This window comes from Nonomuraea sp. NPDC050310 (assembly GCF_040655795.1).
Lineage (GTDB): Bacteria > Actinomycetota > Actinomycetes > Streptosporangiales > Streptosporangiaceae > Nonomuraea.
In genome coordinates, this window is sequence record NZ_JBFAKP010000001.1 from 1,038,844 (window position 1) to 1,058,908 (window position 20,065).

A 20,065-nucleotide genomic window follows, 5' to 3' on the forward strand; every position below is an offset into this window, starting at 1 on the left:
CCGGGTCAGGACAGCCACTGGGCCGTGGGCCAGGTCTCCAGGCGCCACGCGCTGTCCCAGAAGAGGTACTCGAACTCGGTGGCCCGGACGAAGGCGGCGGTCATCGCGCCGGTGTCGCCGCTCAGCGCGGCCCGGTCGGTGATCAGGCGCGCCTGGGTGACCGAGGCCTCGAAGGCCGGGTCGGCGTAGGTGGCGATCCAGGCGCGGTAGGGGTGGCTCGGGGTGCTCCGCCGTACCAGCGACTGGCCGACGTCCTGGTAGACCCAGAAGCAGGGCAGCACCGCGGCGGCCAGCACCTCGTAGGGCGCCGACAGCGCGGTGGCCTGCAGCCAGGAGGAGTAGGCCAGCGCGGTGGGCGAGGTGGCGACGCCGGCCAGGTCGGCCTCGGTCAGCCCGTACTCCTCGATGTAGCCGGCGTGCAGGGTGCGCTCGGCGGCGATGGCCCCGTGCGCGCTCTGCGCCCAGAAGGCCATCTCGTCCGGGTCGGCCGCGCGTACGGCCAGCGTCGCCAGCGCGCGGGAGAACGCCTCCAGGTAGCGCGCGTCCTGGACGATGTAGAAGGCGAAGCGCTCGCGATCGAGGGTGCCCTCGCCGAGCGCGGTGTTGAACGGGTGCTCGTGGATGGCCTCGAGCAGCTTGGCGGTCCGTGCCCAGACGTCGTCGCTGAACATGACGGTCCCTTCGCTAGTGCTAACTAGGGCAGGTTCGACGGGTCTGTTCTCAGCCCGGACATTCCGGGCACCCCGCGTCATGCGCGACTCTACTAGACGACCGATCAGTGCTCGCGGAGGAGTCTCCGCGGGAGCTGGGCGAACCCGGCGGGGTCGATTCCCAGCTTACGGGCGGCCGAAACGAGGGAAGCGGGGCAGCTTGCGGAGCTGCCGCTCGATCGCCGCGTCCCGGCGCATCTCTTCAAGCTGGTGCTTGGCGGCGAGGAAGTGAATGTCGTTGAACATGCTTCAAGCTTCGCGCTAAGCCATGGCCTCCCGCATGAGGCAGATGCCTTATCCGGGAGGCGGTGAGCGGTCCTAGCCCGTACGGGTGACGCCTAGGTACGGTTCCCTGCTCCCGCAGGGGGAGCCGCGGCCTCAGGCTCCGTCGGTGAAGGTGACGCTGACCTTGGTGAAGCCGAGCGACTTCAGCAGGCCCTCCAGCATGAGCTTGGTGTTGGTGTCGGCGCGGTTGCGCAGGTCGCTGGCCAGGGCCGCCTCGTTGATCTTCTTCTCCGCGAGGGTGTAGAGCTCGCGCTGGTCGGGCGGGGAGCCGGCGAGGAAGTCCGACACCCGGTCGACGAAGCCGCGCTGCTGGGCGAAGACGTAGGAGCGCGAGTTGTCCAGGTTCGGCTTCTCCAGTTGCGCCCGCGGGATCTTGATCGTCGCCTGGGTGCGGTCCTGGTTGACCGTCACCGCGTCCTTCGCCAGTCCCGAAAAGTCGACGTAGGCGTCGACGTTCCCGGCGCCCACGAAGAGCGTGCGCGAGCCCTTGATCGCGTCGGGCAGGAAGTTGGCGTCCTTCTCCAGGTCCACCACGACCTGGAAGCTGCCGGTGGCCGCCTCGAAGCGGCTCAGGTTGTGGATGGACTGCAGCAGCACCGGCTGGCTGCGGTCCACCGTCTGCTCGCCGAAGGGGTCGGCCCACGACCAGACCAGCCGGACGCCCACCACGGCCAGGGCGAGCAGCACTAAGGCGAGGGCGATATATCTCCACCGGCGGCGCCGGGACCCGAGCGCCATGGGAGTCGTTTTCATGGGCTTCTCTCTACCCCCTCGCCAGGCGATCATGGCGTGCCGGGGGGTGAGAAGTGAGTCGCGCGCCCGCCACGGTCACCCCGGAAGGCTCCACGGCGTACGGCAGGCCGCGCCGTACGCTCAGCGGGTGCCGGGCCAGGACACGCCCGTGACGGTGGCGTTCTGGCGGACCGGGTAGAGCTGCACCACGCCCGGGTTGGGCCGCGCCCGTCCGGCCATCGCGGCGGGCTCGCCGCCGAAGTGCCGCGCCGACAGGCGGCACGACTGGAAGTCGTTGTAGAACATCCGCAGCCAGCCGCGCCGCTGGTGCTCGCTGAGGCCGGAGAACCAGGCCGCGGCCGACTGGTGCTCGGGCAGCGGCCCGCCCGGCAGCGGCTCGCCCAGCAGCCACGCCACCACGATCTCGCGGTAGCCCGCGCCGGTCTCGCGCTCGCACCGGGCCGCCAGGCCCTCGACGTAGGCGCCGACCGCCTGCTCGGCGAAGCCGGGCGACAGGTCCGCCATGTGGATCGGCACCACGCCCGAGCCCGCCTTGAGCTCGCTGTCCAGCGGGCGCTGCTCGACGCGGGTGAAGGCGGCCGGCGTGCCCGACAGCCGCGAGGCGACCTTGGTGAAGGCCGCCGACAGCTCGGTCAGCCCGCCGCGCATGCCCGGATGCACGCAGACCGTGATCGGCCAGTCCTGGCAGGCGTAGGCGATCGAGGCGTGCTCGTCCGAAGCGCCCTGCGACAGCAGCCGGGCCACGCCGACCCCGGCGACCAGCACCGCCACCAGCGCCGCGGCGAGCGCCAGCCGCTGGCGCGTCACCCAGGCCGCCCAGCCGAGCAGGATCGTCGCGGTCACCCCGAGCAGCCACAACGTCTGGTCGAGGAAGGCCGCCGCGCTCAACCCCTGGAACAGGTCGTACGGCTCGCCCGTGCCCGGCGTCAGCCGGTCGAGCCAGGTGCTGGCCGGCGCCAGCCAGCTGAAGACCACGTACGAGGCCAGCCCGGTCAGCGCCGGCGTCCAGCCGTGCGGCAGCAGCCAGCCGATGACCCAGCCGATCATCGCGTAGAGCGCCAGCCCCGCCATGCCCATGGCCAGCCCCGGCACGCTGACCCGCCCGGCCTGCTCGGTGAGGACGGTCTTGACCGCCAGCACCAGCACCGTCGCCCCGAACGCGCCGGCGACGACCACCACGATGGCCAGCGGCGCCTTGAGCGCCCGCCACGCGCCGACCGACCGCCCCCGCAGCGCCCGCCGCTTGCGCAGCGCCACCCAGGCGGCGAACGCCGCGGCGACCGGACCGGTCAGCCGCAGCGACCCGATCACCGCCACGACGATGTTCTCCCATGCGTCGACGCCCGGAATCAGCACGCTCCACGCCGCGACCAGCCCCACGGCCATGAGGACCGCGACGGTCACCAGCGCGCTGTGCTTGAGCTCCTCGCGCGTCACGCCGGCGTGCTCACGCACGCCGAGCCCTGTTGACATACATCAACTACCCCCCGGTAGGTGACCCCCTGTGCGAGAACCATAACTGAGCGTGATGTTTGGCGTCCCGATTCTTGGTCAAGCCGTCGCGCTCCGTAGCTGCCCAAATCAGGCGCTACCGTAGCGCTGTGTCGCTCAACCTGCCCTTCGATCCCATCGAACGAGCCGCGGACACCTGGAGGGTGCACTTCGGCCCCTCTTCCGCCATGGCCGCCGTGACCTCGATCATGAGAGCGCACCAGATCCTGCTGTCGCAATTGGACGCACTGCTCAAGCCCTATGACTTGACCTTCGCCCGGTACGAGGCGCTGGTGCTCTTGACCTTCAGCAGAACCGGCGCGCTCCCCCTGTCCAAGATCGGTGAGCGGCTCATGGTCCATCCCACCAGCGTCACCAACACGGTGGACCGGCTGGAGCGGGCCGGACTGGTGCGCCGCCTGCGCAACCCGCGCGACGGCCGCGGCGTCCTCGCCGAGATCACCGACCGTGGCCGGGACGTCGTCCGCCAGTCCACCGCCGACCTCATGGCCGCCGACTTCGGCATGGGCGCGTACGGCGAAGCCGACCTCAGCCAGATGTTCGACCTGCTCCGCACCCTGCGGGTGGCGGCGGGTGACTTCGCCATGCGGCAAGATGAGGAGCATGGCGGACATCTCTAGGCCCGGATCGCTCTACGGAGCGATCGATCTGGGCGCCAGGAAGCAGGCTCTGGAGGCGCAGGCCCGGCGTGAGGCGGCAGGTCCGCAGGCGTCTTCGGCGTCGACCGTGGACGTGACCGAGGAGAGCTTCACCACCGATGTGGTCGACCGCTCGATGAGCGTGCCGGTCATCCTCGACCTGTGGTCCCCGCGCTCGCAGGCCAGCGCGCAGCTCGGCCCGGTGCTGGAGAAGGTCGTCGGCGAGCTGGGCGGCCGCGCCGTACTGGCGAAGGTCAACGTCGACCTCAACCCGCAGATCGTGGCGGCGTTGCGGGTGCAGGCGGTGCCGACGGTGCTGGCCATCTTCCAGGGCCAGCCGGTGACCGGATTCCAGCAGGTGCTGCCCGAGCCCGAGGTGCGGCGCTGGGTGGACGAGCTCATGGGGGCGATCGAGCAGTTCTACGAGGCCAACCCCTCGCTGCGGCCGCAGTTCGACGACGACGCCCCGGCGCCGGAGGAGGCGCCGCTCGACCCCGACCTCGCCGCCGCCGAGCAGGCCATCGACCAAGGTGACCTCGACGCGGCCGCGGCCGCCTACCAGCGGCTGCTGGCCCGTAACCCGGCCGACGAGGACGCCCGGATGGGGCTGGCCGGGGTGGGGCTCATCCAGCGCACCGCCGACGCCGACCCGGCCGACGTCCAGCGCCGCCTGGCCGACCCCGCCGACCTCGACGCCGCCCTGCTCGCGGCCGACCTGGAGATGTTGTCCGGCTCGGTGGACGAGGCGTTCGCCCGCCTGGTCGCCGTCGTCAAGCGCACCTCCGGGGACGACCGTGACCGGGTGCGCAAGCACCTCCTCGGCCTCTTCGACGCCCTGCCCTCCGACGACCCCGCCCTGGCCAAGGCCCGCCGCGCCCTCGCCAGCGCCCTCTTCTAACCCCCGCCCGCCGCGTCAGGCCCCACCGACCCGGGGCCTGACCCGCCACCCTCCAACCAACGCGGCGGCCAACCCGCGCGACGGGAAGTCGGTGCCGCCTCCAGGGAGGGGGCACCGATGCGGCGGCCAGCCTGTGCGGTGGGTGGTGCTCCTGTGCGGCGGAAGGACGGGTGACTGCCTCCCGAAAATGGGAGGGCGGGCGGCGGAAGGACGGGTGTCCCCCTCCAGGAAACGGAGGGAGGCGGTCAAAAGCCCCGAAGCCTAGGAATACCCCCACCCCAGGGTTAACCTGGACATATGCGGGTCGTGACGATCTCGGCGACATACGGCACAGCGGGCAGCGTCATAGGCCCCGCCGTAGCCGAACGCCTGGACGTGCCGTTCGTGGACCGTGCGATCCCCAGCGCCGTAGCCGAAGAGCTCGGCTGCACCCTGGAAGAGGCCCTCGCCCACGACGACCGAGCGGAACACGGCCTGGGCCGCCTCCTGGCCGGCGCGATGCGACTCCCGACGGTCACCTTCGGCGGCGTGGACATGTACGTCCCGGGCGTCCTCCCCCTGGCCCCCGAGGAGTTCGTCACCCGCACCGAACGCATGCTCAAGGAGTCCGCCACCAACCGGGGCGGCGTGTTCCTGGGCCGCGCCGGCGCCGTGGTCCTGGCCGACCACCCGGGCGCCCTGCACGTAAGGCTGGACGGCCCGCTACGCCGAAGGGTGCTCCAGACCGCCGCCTTCGCCGGGGTCACCGAGCGCGAGGCCCGCAAGCTGATCGAGGACAACGACCGCGCCCGCGCCGCCTACGTACGCCACTTCTATCGCACCGACGCCGCCGATCCGTGCCTGTACCACCTGGTCCTGGACAGCACCAGCATCCCGGTCCCGGCATGCGTGGACCTGATCGTGACCGCCGCGCAGGCGCTGGACTGAGCTGGAGCCCCCTACCATGGAGGGCATTCCCCGGTCAGGCGCAAAGGAGCGGATTGACGTGGCCACCGTCCCGAGTGTGTCGTACTCCATCACCGTCCGGCTCGAGGTGCCGGCGGGCGGCAAGGCCGTCAGCCAGCTCACTCACGCCGTAGAGTCGGCAGGAGGTGTGGTCACCGCGCTCGACGTCACCAACGCGGGGCACGAGAAGCTCCGCATCGACGTCACGTGTGCGGCCCGCGACACCGATCACGCCCAGGCGATCGTCGACTCGCTCGACGCCCTGGAGAACGTGGTCATCCACAAGGTCTCCGACCGCACCTTCCTGATGCACCTCGGCGGCAAGATCGAGATGAAGTCGAAGGTGCCGCTGCGCAACCGTGACGAGCTCTCGATGGCCTACACGCCGGGCGTCGCGCGGGTCTCGATGGCCATCGCGCGCAACCCGGAGGACGCGCGCCGCCTGACCATCAAGCGCAACAGCGTCGCGGTCGTCACCGACGGCTCGGCCGTGCTCGGCCTGGGCAACATCGGCCCGGCGGCCGCGCTGCCGGTCATGGAGGGCAAGGCCGCGCTGTTCAAGCGGTTCGCCGGCATCGACGCCTGGCCGATCTGCCTCGACACCCAGGACGTCGACGAGATCGTCCGCACCGTCCAGGTCATCGCGCCCGGCTTCGGCGGCATCAACCTGGAGGACATCTCCGCGCCGCGCTGCTTCGAGGTCGAGCGCCGGCTGCGCGAGCTGCTCGACATCCCGGTCTTCCACGACGACCAGCACGGCACCGCCATCTGCGTGCTGGCCGCGCTGACCAACGCCCTGCGCGTGGTCGACAAGGCGCTGCCGGACGTGCGCATCACCATGGCGGGCGCGGGCGCCGCCGGCACCGCCGTGCTGCGGCTGCTGCTGGCCGCCGGGGCGCGCAACGTGGTCGTCTGCGACTACCTGGGCGCGGTTCACCAGGGCCGGGAGGACCTCGACGACTCGCTGCGCTGGATCGCCGACCACACCAACAGCGAGGGCTACTCCGGCGACCTGCGGGGCGCGGTCAAGGGCTCCGACGTCTTCATCGGCGTCTCGGCGCCGGGCATCCTCACCGGCGACGACATCGCCACCATGGCTCCCGGGTCGGTCGTGTTCGCGCTGGCCAACCCCGAGCCCGAGGTGTCGCCCGACGACGCCCGCGAGCACGCGGCCGTGGTGGCGACCGGGCGGTCCGACTACCCCAACCAGATCAACAACGTGCTGGCCTTCCCCGGCGTCTTCCGCGGGCTGCTCGACGCGCAGGCGGTCGGGGTGACCGAGGAGATGCTGCTGGCCGCCGCCCGCGCGCTGGCCGCGGTGGTCACGCCCGAGGAGCTCGGGCCCAACTACATCATCCCCAGCGTCTTCCACCCGGACGTCTCGACCGTCGTGGCCGCCGCGGTCCGCGAGGCCGCGGGAGGCAAGGCCAGGGGCTTCACCGAGGCCTGAGGCGCCCTGTCCCGCCGGCCGACGGCCGCGCGGGGCTGAGCGCGCCGTGGGCCGGGTCTCGGAAGGGAGGCCGCGGGTCAGAAGCGGATGGGCCGGCGGCGGCCGAGGCCGGGCCCGCTGGGCGCGTCCTTGGGCCACATCGAGCTGAGCCCCCAGGCGATCCCCCCGGTCAGCACCAGCGCGGCGCCGGTGGCCAGCTTGCCCATCAGGTCGGCGGGCGGCCCGGTGTACGGCAGGCGCCGGCCGTACCCCCAGCCATGGTCGCGGTCACGGTCGTGGTCGCGATAGCGGCAGTCGTTGCGCACCCGCTGGGAGTCGACGAGCGTGTTGGGCTCGGAGTCGGTGACCGAGAAGGCCTCGATCTCCACCGCGCCCCCCTTGGGCACGCGCACGCTGCGGGTCACGGACTTGAGCGCGGCGATCGAGCCGTTGGCGAAGCTGCTGGAGTCGAGCTGCAGGTCGTAGCGGGCGGCCTGCCGGGTCTGGTTGCGGAGCGTCACCTTGACCTGGCCCTTGGTGCAGTTGACCTCACTCACGCTCATGATGAACGGGTCACCCGGATCGGGTGGTGCCGGCCAGGCCCACGCGGCCACAGGGAAGAGGATCGCGGCGCCGACCGGCAGGGCCGACCAGGCCAGCCTTCTGGAAATCATGTGACATGCCCCCGAGATGTGATCTTTGCTCCATAGCGTCCCCACCCATCACAGAAAGTAACATCGCTGCTCCGGGGCAGCAGGAAGCGCGATCACCCCTCATGATGGAGGTATGGCGGAGGCGATCTACGTCGGTGGGCTGCTGGTGGCGACGCCGGTGCTCGACGACCCCAACTTCCGGCGTAGCGTGGTGCTGGTCCTGGAACACGACCGCGACGGCGGCACTCTCGGCGTGGTGCTCAACCGCCCCAGCGAGATCTCCGTCACCCAGGTGCTCCCGGTCTGGGACTCGCTGGTGACCGGTCCTTCGGTGCTGTTCGAGGGCGGCCCGGTCCAGACCGACAGCGCGCTGGCGCTGGCGGCGGTGCCGAGCGGCCAGGAGCCGCTGGGCTGGCGGCGGCTGCACGCGGGCGCGCCGTCGGTGTCGCGGCTCGGCACGGTGGACCTCGACGCGCCGCCCGAGATCCTGCGCGGGGAGATCGCGCAGATGCGGATCTTCGCGGGCTACGCCGGGTGGAGCTCGGGGCAGTTGGAGAGCGAGATCGCCGAGGGCGCGTGGTACGTGGTCGACGCGGAGATGGACGACACCTTCCACACCGATCCGGCCACGTTGTGGCGGCGGGTGCTGCGCCGCCAGCCGGGGGAGCTGGCCTTCGTGGCGACCTGTCCCGACGATCCGACGATGAACTAGCCGCGGGCCAGGTCCCAGCCGGGCACCAGCGAGCGTTGGACCAGTTCGAGGGTGCTGTTCATGCGGGCGACCAGCTCGCGCAGGTCCGTGATCTCGTTGATCGGGCACTCGAAGCCGACGCGCATCGAGGCCATGGCGAAGGCGACCATCAGGTGGGGGAGCCGGTCGTCGTCGCCGCGTCCGGTGCGGCGGGCGATCTCGGCGGCCAGCCTTTGCTCGGTCTCCGCGCCCCGGGCCACCGACCGGCCGACCAGGACCGGGGTGCTGTCGTAAAGTTTGCGCAGTTTGAGGAAGCGTTCCGTGTCGTCCGGCGTTGACTCCGCCATGTCGCGCAGTGTCGCGCGCAACGCGTGCACGAGCGAGGTGAAGGGCGGCTCGTCCAGCGGGCGCGCGCTCAGCTCGGCCTGCATGACCTCCTCGGAGTGGTCGTGGAACCACAGCGCGAGGTGCTCCTTGCTGGCGAAGTAGCGGAAGAAGGTACGGGAGGACACTTCGACCACCCCCGCGATCTGCTCGATGGTGGTCGCCTCGTATCCTTGTTCGAGGAACAGGTCGAGCGCCGCGTCGAGAAGCGCGAGGCGCGTCTTCTCCTTCTTGCGTTCCCGCAGACCCACCGTGGCCACTCCCTCGCTACCTTGCTGTCACACTATGACAGAAGTCACGATGTGAAATTTAAAACCCATTTGTCATCTGTCATCGGCTGACATACATTACCTGAGGCTTAAGGGATGAATACCCCAGGTTGGGGTGTGTAGAGCTGAGGGGGAAGTTCAATGGCTCAGGCGAAGGCGGTGCAACTGGCACCGGCCGAGGGCCGACCTCAACAGGTGGGGAATCCGTGGCTGACGCTGCTCGCGGTCTGTCTCGGTGTGATCATGGTGATGCTCGACGGCACCGTCATGGGCATCGCCGCACCGGTGATGGGCGCGGAGTTGAACGCGACCCTGTCGGACATGCAGTGGGTGACCAACGGCTACCTGCTCGCGCTGGCGGTCTTCCTGATCACCGCCGGCAAGCTGGGTGACATCTTCGGTCACAAGCGGGTCTTCCTGGTGGGCGTCGCCGGTTTCGCGGTCAGCTCGCTGGCCATCGCGCTCAGCAGCGGCGTGACCGCGCTGATCATCTTCCGGGTGCTCCAGGGCCTGTTCGGCGCGCTGCTGCAGCCGGCCGCGCTGGCGCTGCTGCGGGCGAGCTTCCCCAAGGAGAAGCTCGGCCAGGCGATGGGCGCGTGGGGTGCGATCATCGGTCTGTCCAGCGCCGCCGGCCCGATCCTGGGCGGCCTGCTGGTCGAGAACGTGAGCTGGCAGTCGGTCTTCTACATCAACGTGCCGGTCGGCATCCTCGCCCTGGTCATGGGCATTATGATCATCAAGGAGCCGCGCTCCGAGATCCTGGGCAAGATCGACTGGCTGGGCGTCGTGCTGCTGTCCGGCATGATGTTCTCGCTGGTCTGGTCGATCATCAAGGCGCCCGAGTGGGGCTGGGGCGACGGCAAGACGCTCGGCTTCATCGCCGCCACCGTGGTGCTCGCCGCCGCGTTCATCTTCTGGCAGAGCAAGGCTCGCGAGCCGCTGATCCCGCTCTCGCTGTTCAGGAACGCCTCCATCTCCATCGGCACGGTCCTGATGATGATGGTCGCCTTCGCGATGTTCGGCGCGATGTTCTTCCTGGGCTTCTTCTTCCAGGGCGTGCACGGCCTGACCCCGCTCGACGCCGGTCTGCGCATGCTGCCGATGTCAGCGGGCATGATCGTCGCCTCGCCGCTGGCCGCCGTGCTGATCGGCAAGCTGGGCCCGAAGATCACCATGGCCGTCGGCCTGCTCATCACCGCCGGCTCGATGTTCCTGATGTCGCAGCTCAGCGTGGACGCCACGTTCATCGAGACGGGCCTGCCCTTCCTCCTGCTGGCCTTCGGCCTCTCGCCGGTCTTCGTCGGCGCGACCGAGATCATCGTGGGCAACGCCCCGATGGAGCTCGCCGGCGCGGCGGGCGGTCTGCAGCAGTCGGCCATGCAGGTCGGCGGCGCCCTCGGCACCGCCATCCTGGGCGCGGTGATGTCCAGCACCATCGCCGACAAGCTGCCCGGCTACATCGGCCCGGCCGCGCAGGCACTGCCGCCCGGCGCGATGGAGGGCCTGGAGAAGGCGGCCGCCTTCGGCACCCTGCCGCCCGAGGCCACCAAGAGCCTGCCGCAGCAGGTCGCCGACTCGCTGCTCAACGCGGTGCACAACGCCTTCATGGACGGCATGCACACCGCCTTCACGGTGAGCACCATCGTCATGGTCGTCATCGCGGGCCTCGCCCTGCTGGTGAAGTCCGGTCGCAAGATCGAGGACGCCCCGGTGCACGTCGGCTGATCACCTGAACGATCCGGTACGGCTCCCGCCTCTGCCCGAGGCGGGAGCCGTACCGCTGTCTAGGCCGGGGTGACGACCAGCTCGACGCGGCCCTGGGCGGGCGTCTGGACGGTCAGCACGCGGCGGGCGGCGTCCCAGACGCCGGTGCCGCCGGTGACCTTGCCGCCGTTCGGGTACTCGTCGGCGGGCAGGTAGATCTCGGTCGGCCCGCTCCCGTTGGCCTCGAAGCCCACCGTCAGCCGCCGCTCCCCGGCCTCGATCCGGTACGGCACGCCGCCGATGGCCCGCGGGTAGGCCCGGTTCATGACGGCGACCAGCGGCCCGGGCTCGCCCTTCTCCGAGTACGGACCCCACGGCCCCGGGTCGCGCGACCAGTACGCCCGGCCCATGCCCAGCTCGTCGCCCAGGTCGAGCACCCGCTCGACCAGGTCCTCCGCGCCGGGCTTGGTCATGTCCAGCCCGAACTCGCCCAGGATGATCGGCCCGCCGATCCGGTCGGCGGCCCGGAGCGTGTTCTCCTTCCACCAGCCGAGCGTGCGGTCGGTCCATTCGCGCGAGCCGCCCTCGTAGCCCTCGCCGAGGTCGAGGGGGAGCGGGTAGAGGTGCGGCGCCAGCCCGATGCGCGGCTCGCCCTCGCGCGGGTCGGCGATGGCGGGCAGGGCCGAGGGCAGGCCCCAGTTCACCCCGACCGCCTGCGGCTCCAGGAAGATCCACGTGTCGTTGTCGACGGCCCGGATGCGTTCGACGCACCTGCGGTAGAGCTCGGCCAGCGGGCCGCTCTCGAAGGCCGCGCCCTGCACCGAGCCGCCCCACGGCTCGTTCATCAGGTCGTAGCCGAGCACGGCCGGCTCGTCCTTGAAGCGCTCGGCGACCGCGCGCCAGGCGCCCGCGTAATGCTCCATCAGCTCGGGGTGCTCGCCGGTGGTGTTCCAGAAGTGGTCGAAGGCGCGGATGACGCCGGGTTCGAGGTAGTACATCTCCCAGGTCCAGTGGTCCTGGGCGACCGGCAGGCCGTCGAGGTGGGTGGCCCAGGCGGGGGCGCCGTTGCCGGCGACGGCCGTGGGGGTGATGCCGGGGCCCCACAGGTCCTGGTGCATGTCGAGCAGGACGTGGTAGCCGCGCTCGGCGTACCAGGAGATCCGTTCCGCCACCTTGTCGAGGTACTCGGTGTCGTAGACGCCTGGTCGCGGCTCCACGGCCCGCCACTGGAGCAGGAAGCGCACGAAGTTGGTGCCCATGTCGCGGTACTCCCGCTCGACGTCGGCCTCGGTGAGCTCCGGCATCGCGTCGGAGGTGCTCTTGGCGCTGCTGGCGGTGTTGAAGCCGTGCAGCAGCAGGGTGCGCCCGCGCTCGTCGGTGACGAAGCGGGCCGGGCCGGGCGCCTGGCGGGTGGCGGCGGCGACCGCGCCCGTGGCGAGCACCACGAGGGTCAGGGCGCCGGCCAGCAGTCGCGCACGCTTCATGCTTCGCTCCCTCGGGATCTTTCGGCGGACTGGGTCTTCCGCCGCGATCAGTCTGGCCGTTAGCCTGCCGAACGTGAGCCTTGTTCGCAATAGCCTGCACGGGATCGTCGCCGCGCTCATCCTGGTGGCCTTCGGACTCTTCGGCACGACGTTGCTCACCCGGGTCGGCTACCTCGCCGTGCCGGGTGCGATCGGCGCGCCGTACGGGCTGCCGGGCCTGCGGCTGTGGCCGCTCGGCGAGACCGGCTGGCTGCTCTTCCTCACCGACACCGTCGCCGCACTGCTGCTGGTCGCGCTGGTCTGGCGTAGCGGGCGCGGGTTCTGGGGGGTGTGGGGCGCGTTCGTGCTCGGCGCGGTGCTGGCCGACGGGCTGCGGGCGGTGGTCGCCTCGCAGGTGCTGCACGCGAGCCTCGGCGCCTACGCCGCCCACGTGGCCGGCGGCGTGCTGACCGGCCTGCTGTGGGGCCTCGCGCTGGGCTGGCTCCCCGCGCTGGCGCGACTGGCCCGGCCCAGGACCCAGGCCGCCGCGACCGGGTGAACCCGGCGGCCCGCTCGCCGCTACCCACCCGTCGATGGAGACGACACCCGCGGACGCCGCCCTCCTCGCCGCGATCGGCGAGGGGGACACCGCCGCCCTGCACGCGCTCTACGAGCGGTACGGCGGGCCGCTGTTCGGCTTCCTGTACCGGCTGGCCGGGGACCGGGGCACGGCCGAGGAGATCCTCCAGGACACCCTCCTGGCCGTCTGGCGCTCGGCGCACAGCTTCCAGGGCCGCTCCTCGCCGAGCACCTGGCTGTTCGGCGTCGCCCGGCGGCAGGCGCACAACCGGTTACGGCTGATGCCGCCGCCCGTGCCGGCCGAGCCGTACGAGCTGGCCGACCCGGAGCCGGGCCCCGAGGAGGCGGCGGTGGGCGCGGAACGGGTCCAGCGCGCCCTGCGGCGGCTGCCGCTCCAGCAGCGCGAGGTGCTGGCCCTGTCGGTCCTGGAGGATCTCAGCCACCAGGAGATCGCCGAGATCCTCGCCATCCCGGTGGGGACGGTCAAGAGCCGCCTCCACCACGCCCGCGCGACCCTGAGGGGGTGCCTCGATGAGCGAGTTTCCTGACCTGGACGCCGCCCTGCGGACCGGCCCGCCGCCGCCACCCGGTCCGGCGATCGTCCGCAGCGTCCTGCTGCGCGCGGCCACCACGCCGGTCGAGCTCGGCCGCGGCTCACGGCTCGGCCGCGCCTGGCACCTGCTGCTGGCCGAGGCGCGGCTGATGCACCGCGCGGTCTGGGTGACCGGCGCCGCGGTGATGGCGCTGGCCGTGGTGATCATGGCGCTCCAGCCGCACTCGATCGGCTGGCTGCTGGCCCTGATCGCCCCGCTGGTGGCCGGCGCGAGCGTGGCCACGCTCTACGCCCCCGAGCACGACGCGGCCTTCGAGGTGGTCGCGGCCACCCCGACGCCGCCGCGGGTGATCCTGCTGGCGCGCGTGCTGCTCGTGCTCGGCTACGACCTGCTGCTGGCGCTGGCCGCCTCCGGGCTCAGCCTGCTCAGGGGCGGCGTGCCGTACTCGCTGGGAGAGCTGATCGGGACCTGGCTGGCGCCGATGACGCTTCTCGCCGCGATCGGTCTGGCCCTGTCGGTGCAGTGGAACCCCGAGGCGGCGGTCGCCGTCTCGCTGGGAGCCTGGGTGCTGTACGCGCTCAGCCACACGCACCTGCTGTCCGGGCTTCCGCCCGGCTGGCGCACCCACCCGCTCACCTACGCCGTGGCCGTGGCGATGCTCGCGCTCGCCGTCCTGATTGAACCCCGCAGGAGGCTGCCCGCTACCCACGGGTCGTGAAAGACCTTCTCCTCCACGAGCTCCGCCGGGCCGGGCCGGCGGCCTGGGCGGGGCCACCGGCGCTGCTGGCGACCGGCCTCGGCCTGGCGGTCCTGGGACCGGCGCTGAACCTGCGCGAGGGGCTGGCCGGGATGTTCATCCTCGGCCTCCTGCAGGGCGCGTTCCCGCTGACCGCGGGCGTCGCCGCCGCCTCGCTCGTCCGCGACGACGCCGCCGAACTGCTGCACAGCCTGCCCGGCGGCTTCCGCCGCACCCTGTTCCGGCGGCTGGCCGTGCTGGTCGCGATGGCCTCGGCCGGCGCGCTGGTGCTGACACTGATCGCCGTGCTCACCGGGCACGCCGACCGCTGGGGCGGCGACCCGCTCACCCAGCTCACCTGGTTCGGGCCCCTGCTCGGCCTGACCGGCCTCGGCTTCTGCCTCACCGCGGGGATGCGGAGCGCCGCGGCGGGCGGCACCGTCATCACGCTCGTCTGGGGCATCCAGCTCGTCGCCGACTGGGGCATCCCGTGGTTCCTGCGGCTGTTCGAGAACGCCGTCCCGGCCGCGGACTGGCTGCCCAACCGGCTGGCCCTGCTCTCGCTCGGCCTCGCCCTCGTCGTCCTCGCCTGGTTCATGTACGGCAGGGCGGAACGTTTCCTCGGAAGAGAGAGCGAATGATCGCCACCCTGCGCTACGAGTTCCGCATGCAGATCCGCCGCCCCGCGCTGTGGATCGTGTACGGCATCGTCTTCGCCATCCAGGGCGTACTGATCAACTGGTACTTCACCCTGGACCGCGGCCTCGGCCCGATCCTCGACCCGCGCCAGGCCATGGCCGACGTGACGGCGTGGACGGCGACGCTGCCGATGATCGCCTACGGCTGCCTCATCGCCGACCGGCTGGTGCGCGACCGGACGCTTCGGGTCGACGGCATCCTCGACGCCACGCCCGCGGACGCGACCGCCCGCCTGCTCGGCAAGTTCGCCGGGGTCTGCCTGGCCGGCGCGGTGCCGCTCGCGCTCATGGTGGTCGGCCGCGGACTGGTCTGGACGGTCATGGAGGGCGACCCCGGGGGCCTGCTCTGGAGCATCGTGATCTTCGTCGTCGCGCTGGGGCCGGGCCTGCTCTTCACCGGCGCGCTGGCCCTGGTCGGCCCGCTGGTCATGCCGGTGACCGTGTTCCGGGTGGCGTTCGCCGCCTACTGGTTCTGGGGCAACCTGATCCCGCCGGACCTCATGCCCAACCTCGCCCACACCCTGCTCGCCGCCGACGGGGAGTACGCCCTGCTCGGCCTCTTCGGCTCGACCACCAGGGTCCCCGTCGAGGGCGCGTTGCTCAACTTCCTGCGTCCCGACCCCACCGCCGGCACCGGCCTGCTGTCGATCGCCCTGATCCTCCTCCTCGCCGGGGTCGCCCTGCCCCTGGCCCGCCTCCGACGGGAGCCGTGACCCATGCGCATCGAGATCTCCGGCCTCACCAAGACCTTCAAGGGCCGCGGCAACGCCCTCGACCACCTGGACCTGACCGTGCCGACCGGCATGTTCGGCCTGCTCGGCGCCAACGGCGCGGGCAAGACCACGCTCATGCGCATCCTGGCCGGCCTGCTCAGGCCCACCTCGGGGACCGTCCGCATCGGCGGCGAGGACCCGACCACCCCGGCCGGCCTGCTCGCCGTCCAGCGCACCCTCGGCTACCTGCCGCAGGACCTCGGCGTGTACCCGGACCTGACCGCCCGGCAGTTCCTCGACTACATCGCCCTGCTCAAGGGCCTCGACTCCCGCCCGGTACGGCGCCGCCGCATCGGCGAGCTGCTGGAGGTGGTCGCCCTCGCCCAGGACGCCGACCGGCGGCTCAAGGGCTTCTCCGGCGGCATGAAGCGCCGCGTCGGCATCGCCCAGGCGCTGCTGGCCAACCCCCGATTGCTCATCGTCGACGAGCCCACCGCAGGGCTCGACCCCGAGGAACGCATCCGCTTCCGCACCCTGCTGGCCCAGCTCGCGGGGGACCGTACCGTGCTGCTGAGCACGCACATCGTCGAGGACGTGGCCCAGACCTGCCGCATCCTGGCGGTCCTGGCCCGCGGGCGGCTGCTGTTCACCGGCGAGGTGGGCGAGCTGGCCGGCTTCGCCACCAACAAGGTGTGGACGCTCGCCACCCCCGGCCCGCCCCCGCCGGGCACCGTCGTGTCGGCGCTCCCCGAAGGCGGCGGCATGCGCTACCGCGTCGTCTCCGCCGCGTCACCCGGCCCAGGCGCCCAGTTGTTGCGCCCGACCCTGGAGGACGGCTATCTCGCCCTGATGGAGGAGCGCAGCGCGGGAGGCATAAAATCAGCAAGATGAGCACGCAGATCCTCCCAGACCAGAAAACCACCCCGCAGACCTCGCACGGGGACGGCGACCACGAGCGGTTCGCGCACTACGCCGACCGCAACAAGATCACCGAAGCCATGGTGACCGGCACGCCCATCCGCGCCCTCTGCGGCAAGGTCTGGGTGCCCAGCCGCGACCCGAAGAAGTTCCCGGTCTGCCCCGAGTGCAAGGAGATCTACGAGGGGCTTCCCGAGGGGGAGGACTCGAACGAGTGAGTGTTGCTCACGGCTGATCGCCCGGGATGGGGCTAGCGTCGTAGATGATCTAGCTCATGCCGTAACGGGGGATCCGCATGGCTCGGCGTGTGACCGCCGTCGCTCTGGTGTGCCTGCTGGGCCTGTGGCCCGCCGGACCGGTGGGGGCGGCGCAGGCCGCCGTACCTCGCTGCCCGGACACCGTGCCCGCCGCCGAGCCGCCTGACGCCTCGCGGAGGGAGCCGGCCGGGCGGGGTCCCGGACGGCTGCCCGGGCCGCGTGCTCCCGAGCCCGGCCAGGTCGCCAGCGTGCTCGCCGAACTGGCCACCCGGCTGTCGGGCCGCGCCGCGCCGGCGTCCGTCACCGTGCCCACCTGGGTCCACGTGCTCACCGACGGCCGCCGCCGCCCGCCGGACCAGGCCGTCCAGGCCCAGGTCGCCGCCCTCAACCTCGCCTACTCCGGCCGGTACGGCGGAGCCGACACCGGCGTGCGCTTCCGCCTGGACGGCGTCCAGGTCGTCCGGCGCGCCGACTGGTTCGCCGACCCGCTGGGCCACGAGCGCCCGATGAAGGCGGCCCTGCGCCGGGGCGGCCCGAGCACGCTCAACCTCTACCTGGCCCAGCTCCGCGAGCTCGTGCTCGGCTTCTCCACCTACCCGCACTGGTACGAGGCCTCGCCCCAGCTCGACGGCGTGGTGGTCGACTGGCGCAGCCTGCCGGGCGGTTCGCTGCGCAACTTCGACCTCGGCTTCACCGCCGTGCACGAGGTCGGGCACTGGCTCGGCCTCTTCCACACCTTCGAGAACGGCTGCGCCGAGCCGGGCGACGGCATCACCGACACTCCTGCCGAGCGCGACCCCACCGAGGGCTGCCCGCAGGGCAAGGACACCTGCCCGGCGCCCGGCGCCGACCCGGTGCACAACTACATGGACTACGGATACGACCGGTGCATGACCGAGTTCACCGCCGGCCAGGGGCGGCGGATGCTGGAGATGTGGGCCGCCTACCGCGACGTGGCTCGGTGACGAGCGGAAATATCGCACCGACTACCATGGATTGGTGACAGCACCGAAGACTCTCGACACTCCGTACCAACCGCCTCGCATCTTCGGTCCTCAGTACCGCACCGCGACCCTCGGCATCCTGCTGGTCGTCACGCTGATCGCCTTCGAGGGCATGTCCGTGGGCGTCGTGATGCCCGAGGTGTCCGTCGAACTGCGCGCGGTCAACCTCTACGGGATCAGCTTCTCGGCCTTCCTGATCGCCAGCCTGTTCGCCAACGTGGTGGCGGGCCTGTGGTCGGACCGCCGGGGGCATCGCGTCCCGTTCCTGCTCGGGGTGCTGCTGTTCGTGCTGGGCATGGCGCTGGCGGGGTTCGCCGGCTCCATGGAGATCTTCGTCGCCGCCCGCGTCCTGCAGGGGCTCGGCGCCGGCGGCGCGGTCGTGGCGATCTACGTGATGGTCGCGCGGGTCTACCCGCCGGACGCCCGCTCCAAGGTCTTCGCGGCGCTGTCGGCGGCCTGGGTGCTGCCCGCCATGATCGGCCCGGGCCTGGCCGGGATCGTCGCCACCCAGGCGTCCTGGCGCTGGGTCTTCTGGGGCATCGTGCCCCTCGTCGTGCCTGCCCTGGTCATGCTGCTGCCTGCCCTCCGGCAGACCCCTGGCGCGGCCGGCGAGCCGTCCACCGGGCCGCGCTCGCGCCCGCTGCCGATGTCGCTCGCCGCAGCCGCCACCGCCGGCGGCGCGGCCATGTTGCTCGCCGGCATCACCGCGCTGCCCGGCGCCTCCGGGCGGAGCCTGGTGCTCGGCGGGGCCGGGGTGGTGGCCGGGCTCGTGCTGCTCGTCGTGGGACTGCCCCGGTTGCTGCCCGCCGGAGCGGTCACCTTCCGCCGGGGGCTGGCGACCACGATCATGATGCGCGGTCTGCTGTCGGCGGCCTTCTTCGGCGTCAACGCCTACATCCCGCTGCTGCTCATCGAGTACAAGGAGTTCGACACCAGCGCCGCGGGGCTCGCGCTCACCTTCGGCGCGCTCGGCTGGTCGACCGGGTCCTACCTGCAGAGCCGGCGAACCGCCGAGCCGTCCGGGCGGATCCGGCGCGGCGCGGCCTGCGTGACCATCGGCGGGCTGCTGACCGCCCTCGCGGTGCTGCCCGGGGTGGCCGGATGGATCATGGTGCCCGCGTGGATCATCGCCGGGTTCGGCATGGGCATCGGCATGACCACCGTCAGCGTGACCGCCATGCAGCAGTCGCCCGCCAACGAGCAGGGGGCCAACTCGGCGGCGCTGTCGGTGACCGACATGCTCGGATCCGGGCTCGCGGTCGGGATCGGCGGCGCGCTGACCAACCTCATCGGGCACGAGCCGGACCAGATCGCCACCGGGTACGCGGTCATCGTCGGGTTGATGGCGCTCATCGGCGTCTCGGCCACCGTGCTCGCCGGGCGGGTCAAGGACTGACAGACAGGGCGGGTCTGGAACTCATTTGCCACCGCCGTCCCAGCGATCACGGTTCACCTGACCGCCTCGCGCCCGAGTGGTACACCTCGGGATGGGAGGTGTCATGGAGGACGACGACCAACGTGTCTGGCCCCGCCGTACCCCGGAGCGGGACGACGACGACCCGCCCTGGAACCCGCAACTGCGCCGCACCGCCGACCGCTTCGATTACGACGAACCGGCGAGCGGCGAGCGGACCCCCTGGGAGTCGCTGCCGCCCTCGGCGCGGCTGCACGGCACGCCCACCGCGCCCAGCCGCCAGTACCGCAGGCGCCGGGGCCGGTGGCGGCACCGCCTGGCCGCCGTCCTGGCCCTCGTGGTGGCCGGGGGACTGGTCGCCGGCTTCGCCGTCATGCTCCAGCGCGCCTCCGCGCCGGTCGCCCCCGACGCCGCGCTGAGCGACCCGCACTCCGGCGTGGGGGTACGGTTGCCCGCCGGGTGGCGGGAGATCGCGGTGCCGCCGGTCACCGGGTTCACCACCGCCGCCCGTGACGAGGCCGGGGGGCTGCTGATGATCAGGAAGGCGGCCGGGGTGGATCTCAAGGCGCTCGCGACCGACTACGCCGCCCTGCTGCTCCAGGGCGATCGGACGAGCATCGTCACCGACAGCGCGGTCACGCATGCCGTACGGGCGGAATATGACGATGTGGTCAACCGCCCGGCCTACCTCCGTGTGACACTTCTCACTCCCGAACGTGGCGGCGCGCTCCTGGTCGGACTCCTCCAACCGGACGATCCGGCTCGTCGCAGGGCCCTCGACACACTGATGGACAGCGTCAGATAACGCTCATAGCACGCGAGGGGAACCTTGGCCAGGATCATCGGTGTACGGCACGT

At 71.7% G+C, this 20,065-nt stretch carries 22 protein-coding genes and 1 riboswitch; of the genes, 16 read left to right on the top strand and 6 right to left on the bottom strand.

The window, feature by feature from the left end; translation table 11 throughout:
- Positions 1–5: 5 nt before the first annotated feature.
- From AB0I67_RS04900 to AB0I67_RS04910, 3 genes are all read right to left on the bottom strand, one after another.
- Positions 6–671 (bottom strand): TenA family protein, encoded by a 666-nt coding sequence (locus tag AB0I67_RS04900; RefSeq protein ID WP_357917661.1) that lies wholly within the window; start codon positions 669–671, stop codon positions 6–8.
- Positions 659–756: riboswitch (TPP riboswitch) on the bottom strand. Its footprint overlaps the gene before it by 13 nt.
- 332 nt (positions 757–1,088) lie before the next feature.
- A complete protein-coding gene (locus AB0I67_RS04905) occupies positions 1,089–1,748 on the bottom strand; it encodes a DUF4230 domain-containing protein (RefSeq protein WP_357917664.1) in 660 nt (219 codons plus the stop codon).
- A gap of 120 nt (positions 1,749–1,868) precedes the next feature.
- Positions 1,869–3,203, bottom strand: a complete 1,335-nt coding sequence (locus tag AB0I67_RS04910) for a hypothetical protein (protein ID WP_357917667.1) — start codon at positions 3,201–3,203, stop codon at positions 1,869–1,871.
- A gap of 146 nt (positions 3,204–3,349) precedes the next feature.
- Between AB0I67_RS04910 and AB0I67_RS04915 the strand changes: the two genes are divergently transcribed.
- The 4 genes from AB0I67_RS04915 (at position 3,350) to AB0I67_RS04930 (ending at position 7,191) form a co-directional block, all read left to right on the top strand.
- Positions 3,350–3,880 carry a MarR family transcriptional regulator gene (locus tag AB0I67_RS04915; RefSeq protein WP_357917670.1) on the top strand — a complete coding sequence of 177 codons (531 nt, stop codon included), beginning with the start codon at positions 3,350–3,352 and terminating at the stop codon, positions 3,878–3,880.
- Complete coding sequence (locus tag AB0I67_RS04920; protein ID WP_357917673.1) at positions 3,864–4,796, top strand: tetratricopeptide repeat protein; 933 nt, start codon at positions 3,864–3,866, stop codon at positions 4,794–4,796. Before AB0I67_RS04915 ends, AB0I67_RS04920 begins: the two co-directional genes overlap by 17 nt.
- 297 nt (positions 4,797–5,093) lie before the next feature.
- On the top strand, positions 5,094–5,723 hold the full coding sequence (locus AB0I67_RS04925; RefSeq protein ID WP_357917676.1) for a cytidylate kinase-like family protein: 630 nt from the start codon (positions 5,094–5,096) through the stop codon (positions 5,721–5,723).
- A gap of 58 nt (positions 5,724–5,781) precedes the next feature.
- Positions 5,782–7,191: an NAD-dependent malic enzyme gene (locus tag AB0I67_RS04930; RefSeq protein WP_357917678.1), complete on the top strand. Its 1,410-nt coding sequence runs from the start codon at positions 5,782–5,784 to the stop codon at positions 7,189–7,191.
- A gap of 77 nt (positions 7,192–7,268) precedes the next feature.
- Here AB0I67_RS04930 and AB0I67_RS04935 read toward each other — a convergent pair whose 3' ends face one another.
- Positions 7,269–7,844: a hypothetical protein gene (locus AB0I67_RS04935; protein ID WP_357917681.1), complete on the bottom strand. Its 576-nt coding sequence runs from the start codon at positions 7,842–7,844 to the stop codon at positions 7,269–7,271.
- Positions 7,845–7,956: 112 nt separating this feature from the next.
- Here AB0I67_RS04935 and AB0I67_RS04940 point away from each other — a divergent pair, with 112 nt between their 5' ends.
- A complete protein-coding gene (locus tag AB0I67_RS04940; protein WP_357917683.1) occupies positions 7,957–8,535 on the top strand; it encodes a YqgE/AlgH family protein in 579 nt (192 codons plus the stop codon).
- Here AB0I67_RS04940 and AB0I67_RS04945 read toward each other — a convergent pair.
- On the bottom strand, positions 8,532–9,149 hold the full coding sequence (locus tag AB0I67_RS04945; RefSeq protein ID WP_357917686.1) for a TetR family transcriptional regulator: 618 nt from the start codon (positions 9,147–9,149) through the stop codon (positions 8,532–8,534). The two genes, AB0I67_RS04940 and AB0I67_RS04945, sit on opposite strands and share 4 nt — an antisense overlap.
- Before the next feature lie 159 nt (positions 9,150–9,308).
- Between AB0I67_RS04945 and AB0I67_RS04950 the strand changes: the two genes are divergently transcribed.
- Positions 9,309–10,892 (top strand): DHA2 family efflux MFS transporter permease subunit, encoded by a 1,584-nt coding sequence (locus AB0I67_RS04950; RefSeq protein WP_357917689.1) that lies wholly within the window; start codon positions 9,309–9,311, stop codon positions 10,890–10,892.
- 59 nt (positions 10,893–10,951) lie between these two features.
- On the opposite strand, the gene AB0I67_RS04955 is transcribed toward AB0I67_RS04950, so the two are convergent.
- Positions 10,952–12,355 (bottom strand): cellulase family glycosylhydrolase, encoded by a 1,404-nt coding sequence (locus AB0I67_RS04955; protein WP_357917692.1) that lies wholly within the window; start codon positions 12,353–12,355, stop codon positions 10,952–10,954.
- Positions 12,356–12,428: 73 nt separating this feature from the next.
- Between AB0I67_RS04955 and AB0I67_RS04960 the strand changes: the two genes are divergently transcribed.
- From AB0I67_RS04960 to AB0I67_RS05005, 10 genes are all read left to right on the top strand, one after another.
- Positions 12,429–12,893 (top strand): hypothetical protein, encoded by a 465-nt coding sequence (locus AB0I67_RS04960; protein WP_357917695.1) that lies wholly within the window; start codon positions 12,429–12,431, stop codon positions 12,891–12,893.
- A gap of 34 nt (positions 12,894–12,927) precedes the next feature.
- A complete protein-coding gene (locus AB0I67_RS04965; protein ID WP_357917698.1) occupies positions 12,928–13,461 on the top strand; it encodes an RNA polymerase sigma factor in 534 nt (177 codons plus the stop codon).
- Positions 13,445–14,185: a hypothetical protein gene (locus AB0I67_RS04970; protein WP_357917701.1), complete on the top strand. Its 741-nt coding sequence runs from the start codon at positions 13,445–13,447 to the stop codon at positions 14,183–14,185. Before AB0I67_RS04965 ends, AB0I67_RS04970 begins: the two co-directional genes overlap by 17 nt.
- Positions 14,182–14,844: a hypothetical protein gene (locus AB0I67_RS04975; protein WP_357917703.1), complete on the top strand. Its 663-nt coding sequence runs from the start codon at positions 14,182–14,184 to the stop codon at positions 14,842–14,844. Before AB0I67_RS04970 ends, AB0I67_RS04975 begins: the two co-directional genes overlap by 4 nt.
- The gene (locus AB0I67_RS04980; protein ID WP_357917706.1) at positions 14,841–15,614 is read left to right on the top strand and encodes a hypothetical protein; all 774 of its coding nucleotides are present in this window, start codon (positions 14,841–14,843) and stop codon (positions 15,612–15,614) included. Before AB0I67_RS04975 ends, AB0I67_RS04980 begins: the two co-directional genes overlap by 4 nt.
- 3 nt (positions 15,615–15,617) lie before the next feature.
- Positions 15,618–16,505, top strand: coding sequence for an ABC transporter ATP-binding protein (locus tag AB0I67_RS04985; RefSeq protein ID WP_357917709.1), 888 nt, complete (start codon positions 15,618–15,620; stop codon positions 16,503–16,505).
- Positions 16,502–16,750, top strand: a complete 249-nt coding sequence (locus AB0I67_RS04990) for a DUF3039 domain-containing protein (protein WP_357917711.1) — start codon at positions 16,502–16,504, stop codon at positions 16,748–16,750. The genes AB0I67_RS04985 and AB0I67_RS04990 overlap by 4 nt, the downstream gene beginning before the upstream one ends.
- Before the next feature lie 77 nt (positions 16,751–16,827).
- Positions 16,828–17,754, top strand: a complete 927-nt coding sequence (locus tag AB0I67_RS04995; RefSeq protein WP_357917713.1) for a M43 family zinc metalloprotease — start codon at positions 16,828–16,830, stop codon at positions 17,752–17,754.
- Between the two features lie 34 nt (positions 17,755–17,788).
- Positions 17,789–19,189, top strand: coding sequence for an MFS transporter (locus AB0I67_RS05000; RefSeq protein ID WP_357917716.1), 1,401 nt, complete (start codon positions 17,789–17,791; stop codon positions 19,187–19,189).
- 103 nt (positions 19,190–19,292) lie between these two features.
- A complete protein-coding gene (locus tag AB0I67_RS05005) occupies positions 19,293–20,012 on the top strand; it encodes a hypothetical protein (protein ID WP_357917719.1) in 720 nt (239 codons plus the stop codon).
- The last annotated feature ends 53 nt before the right edge of the window (positions 20,013–20,065 follow it).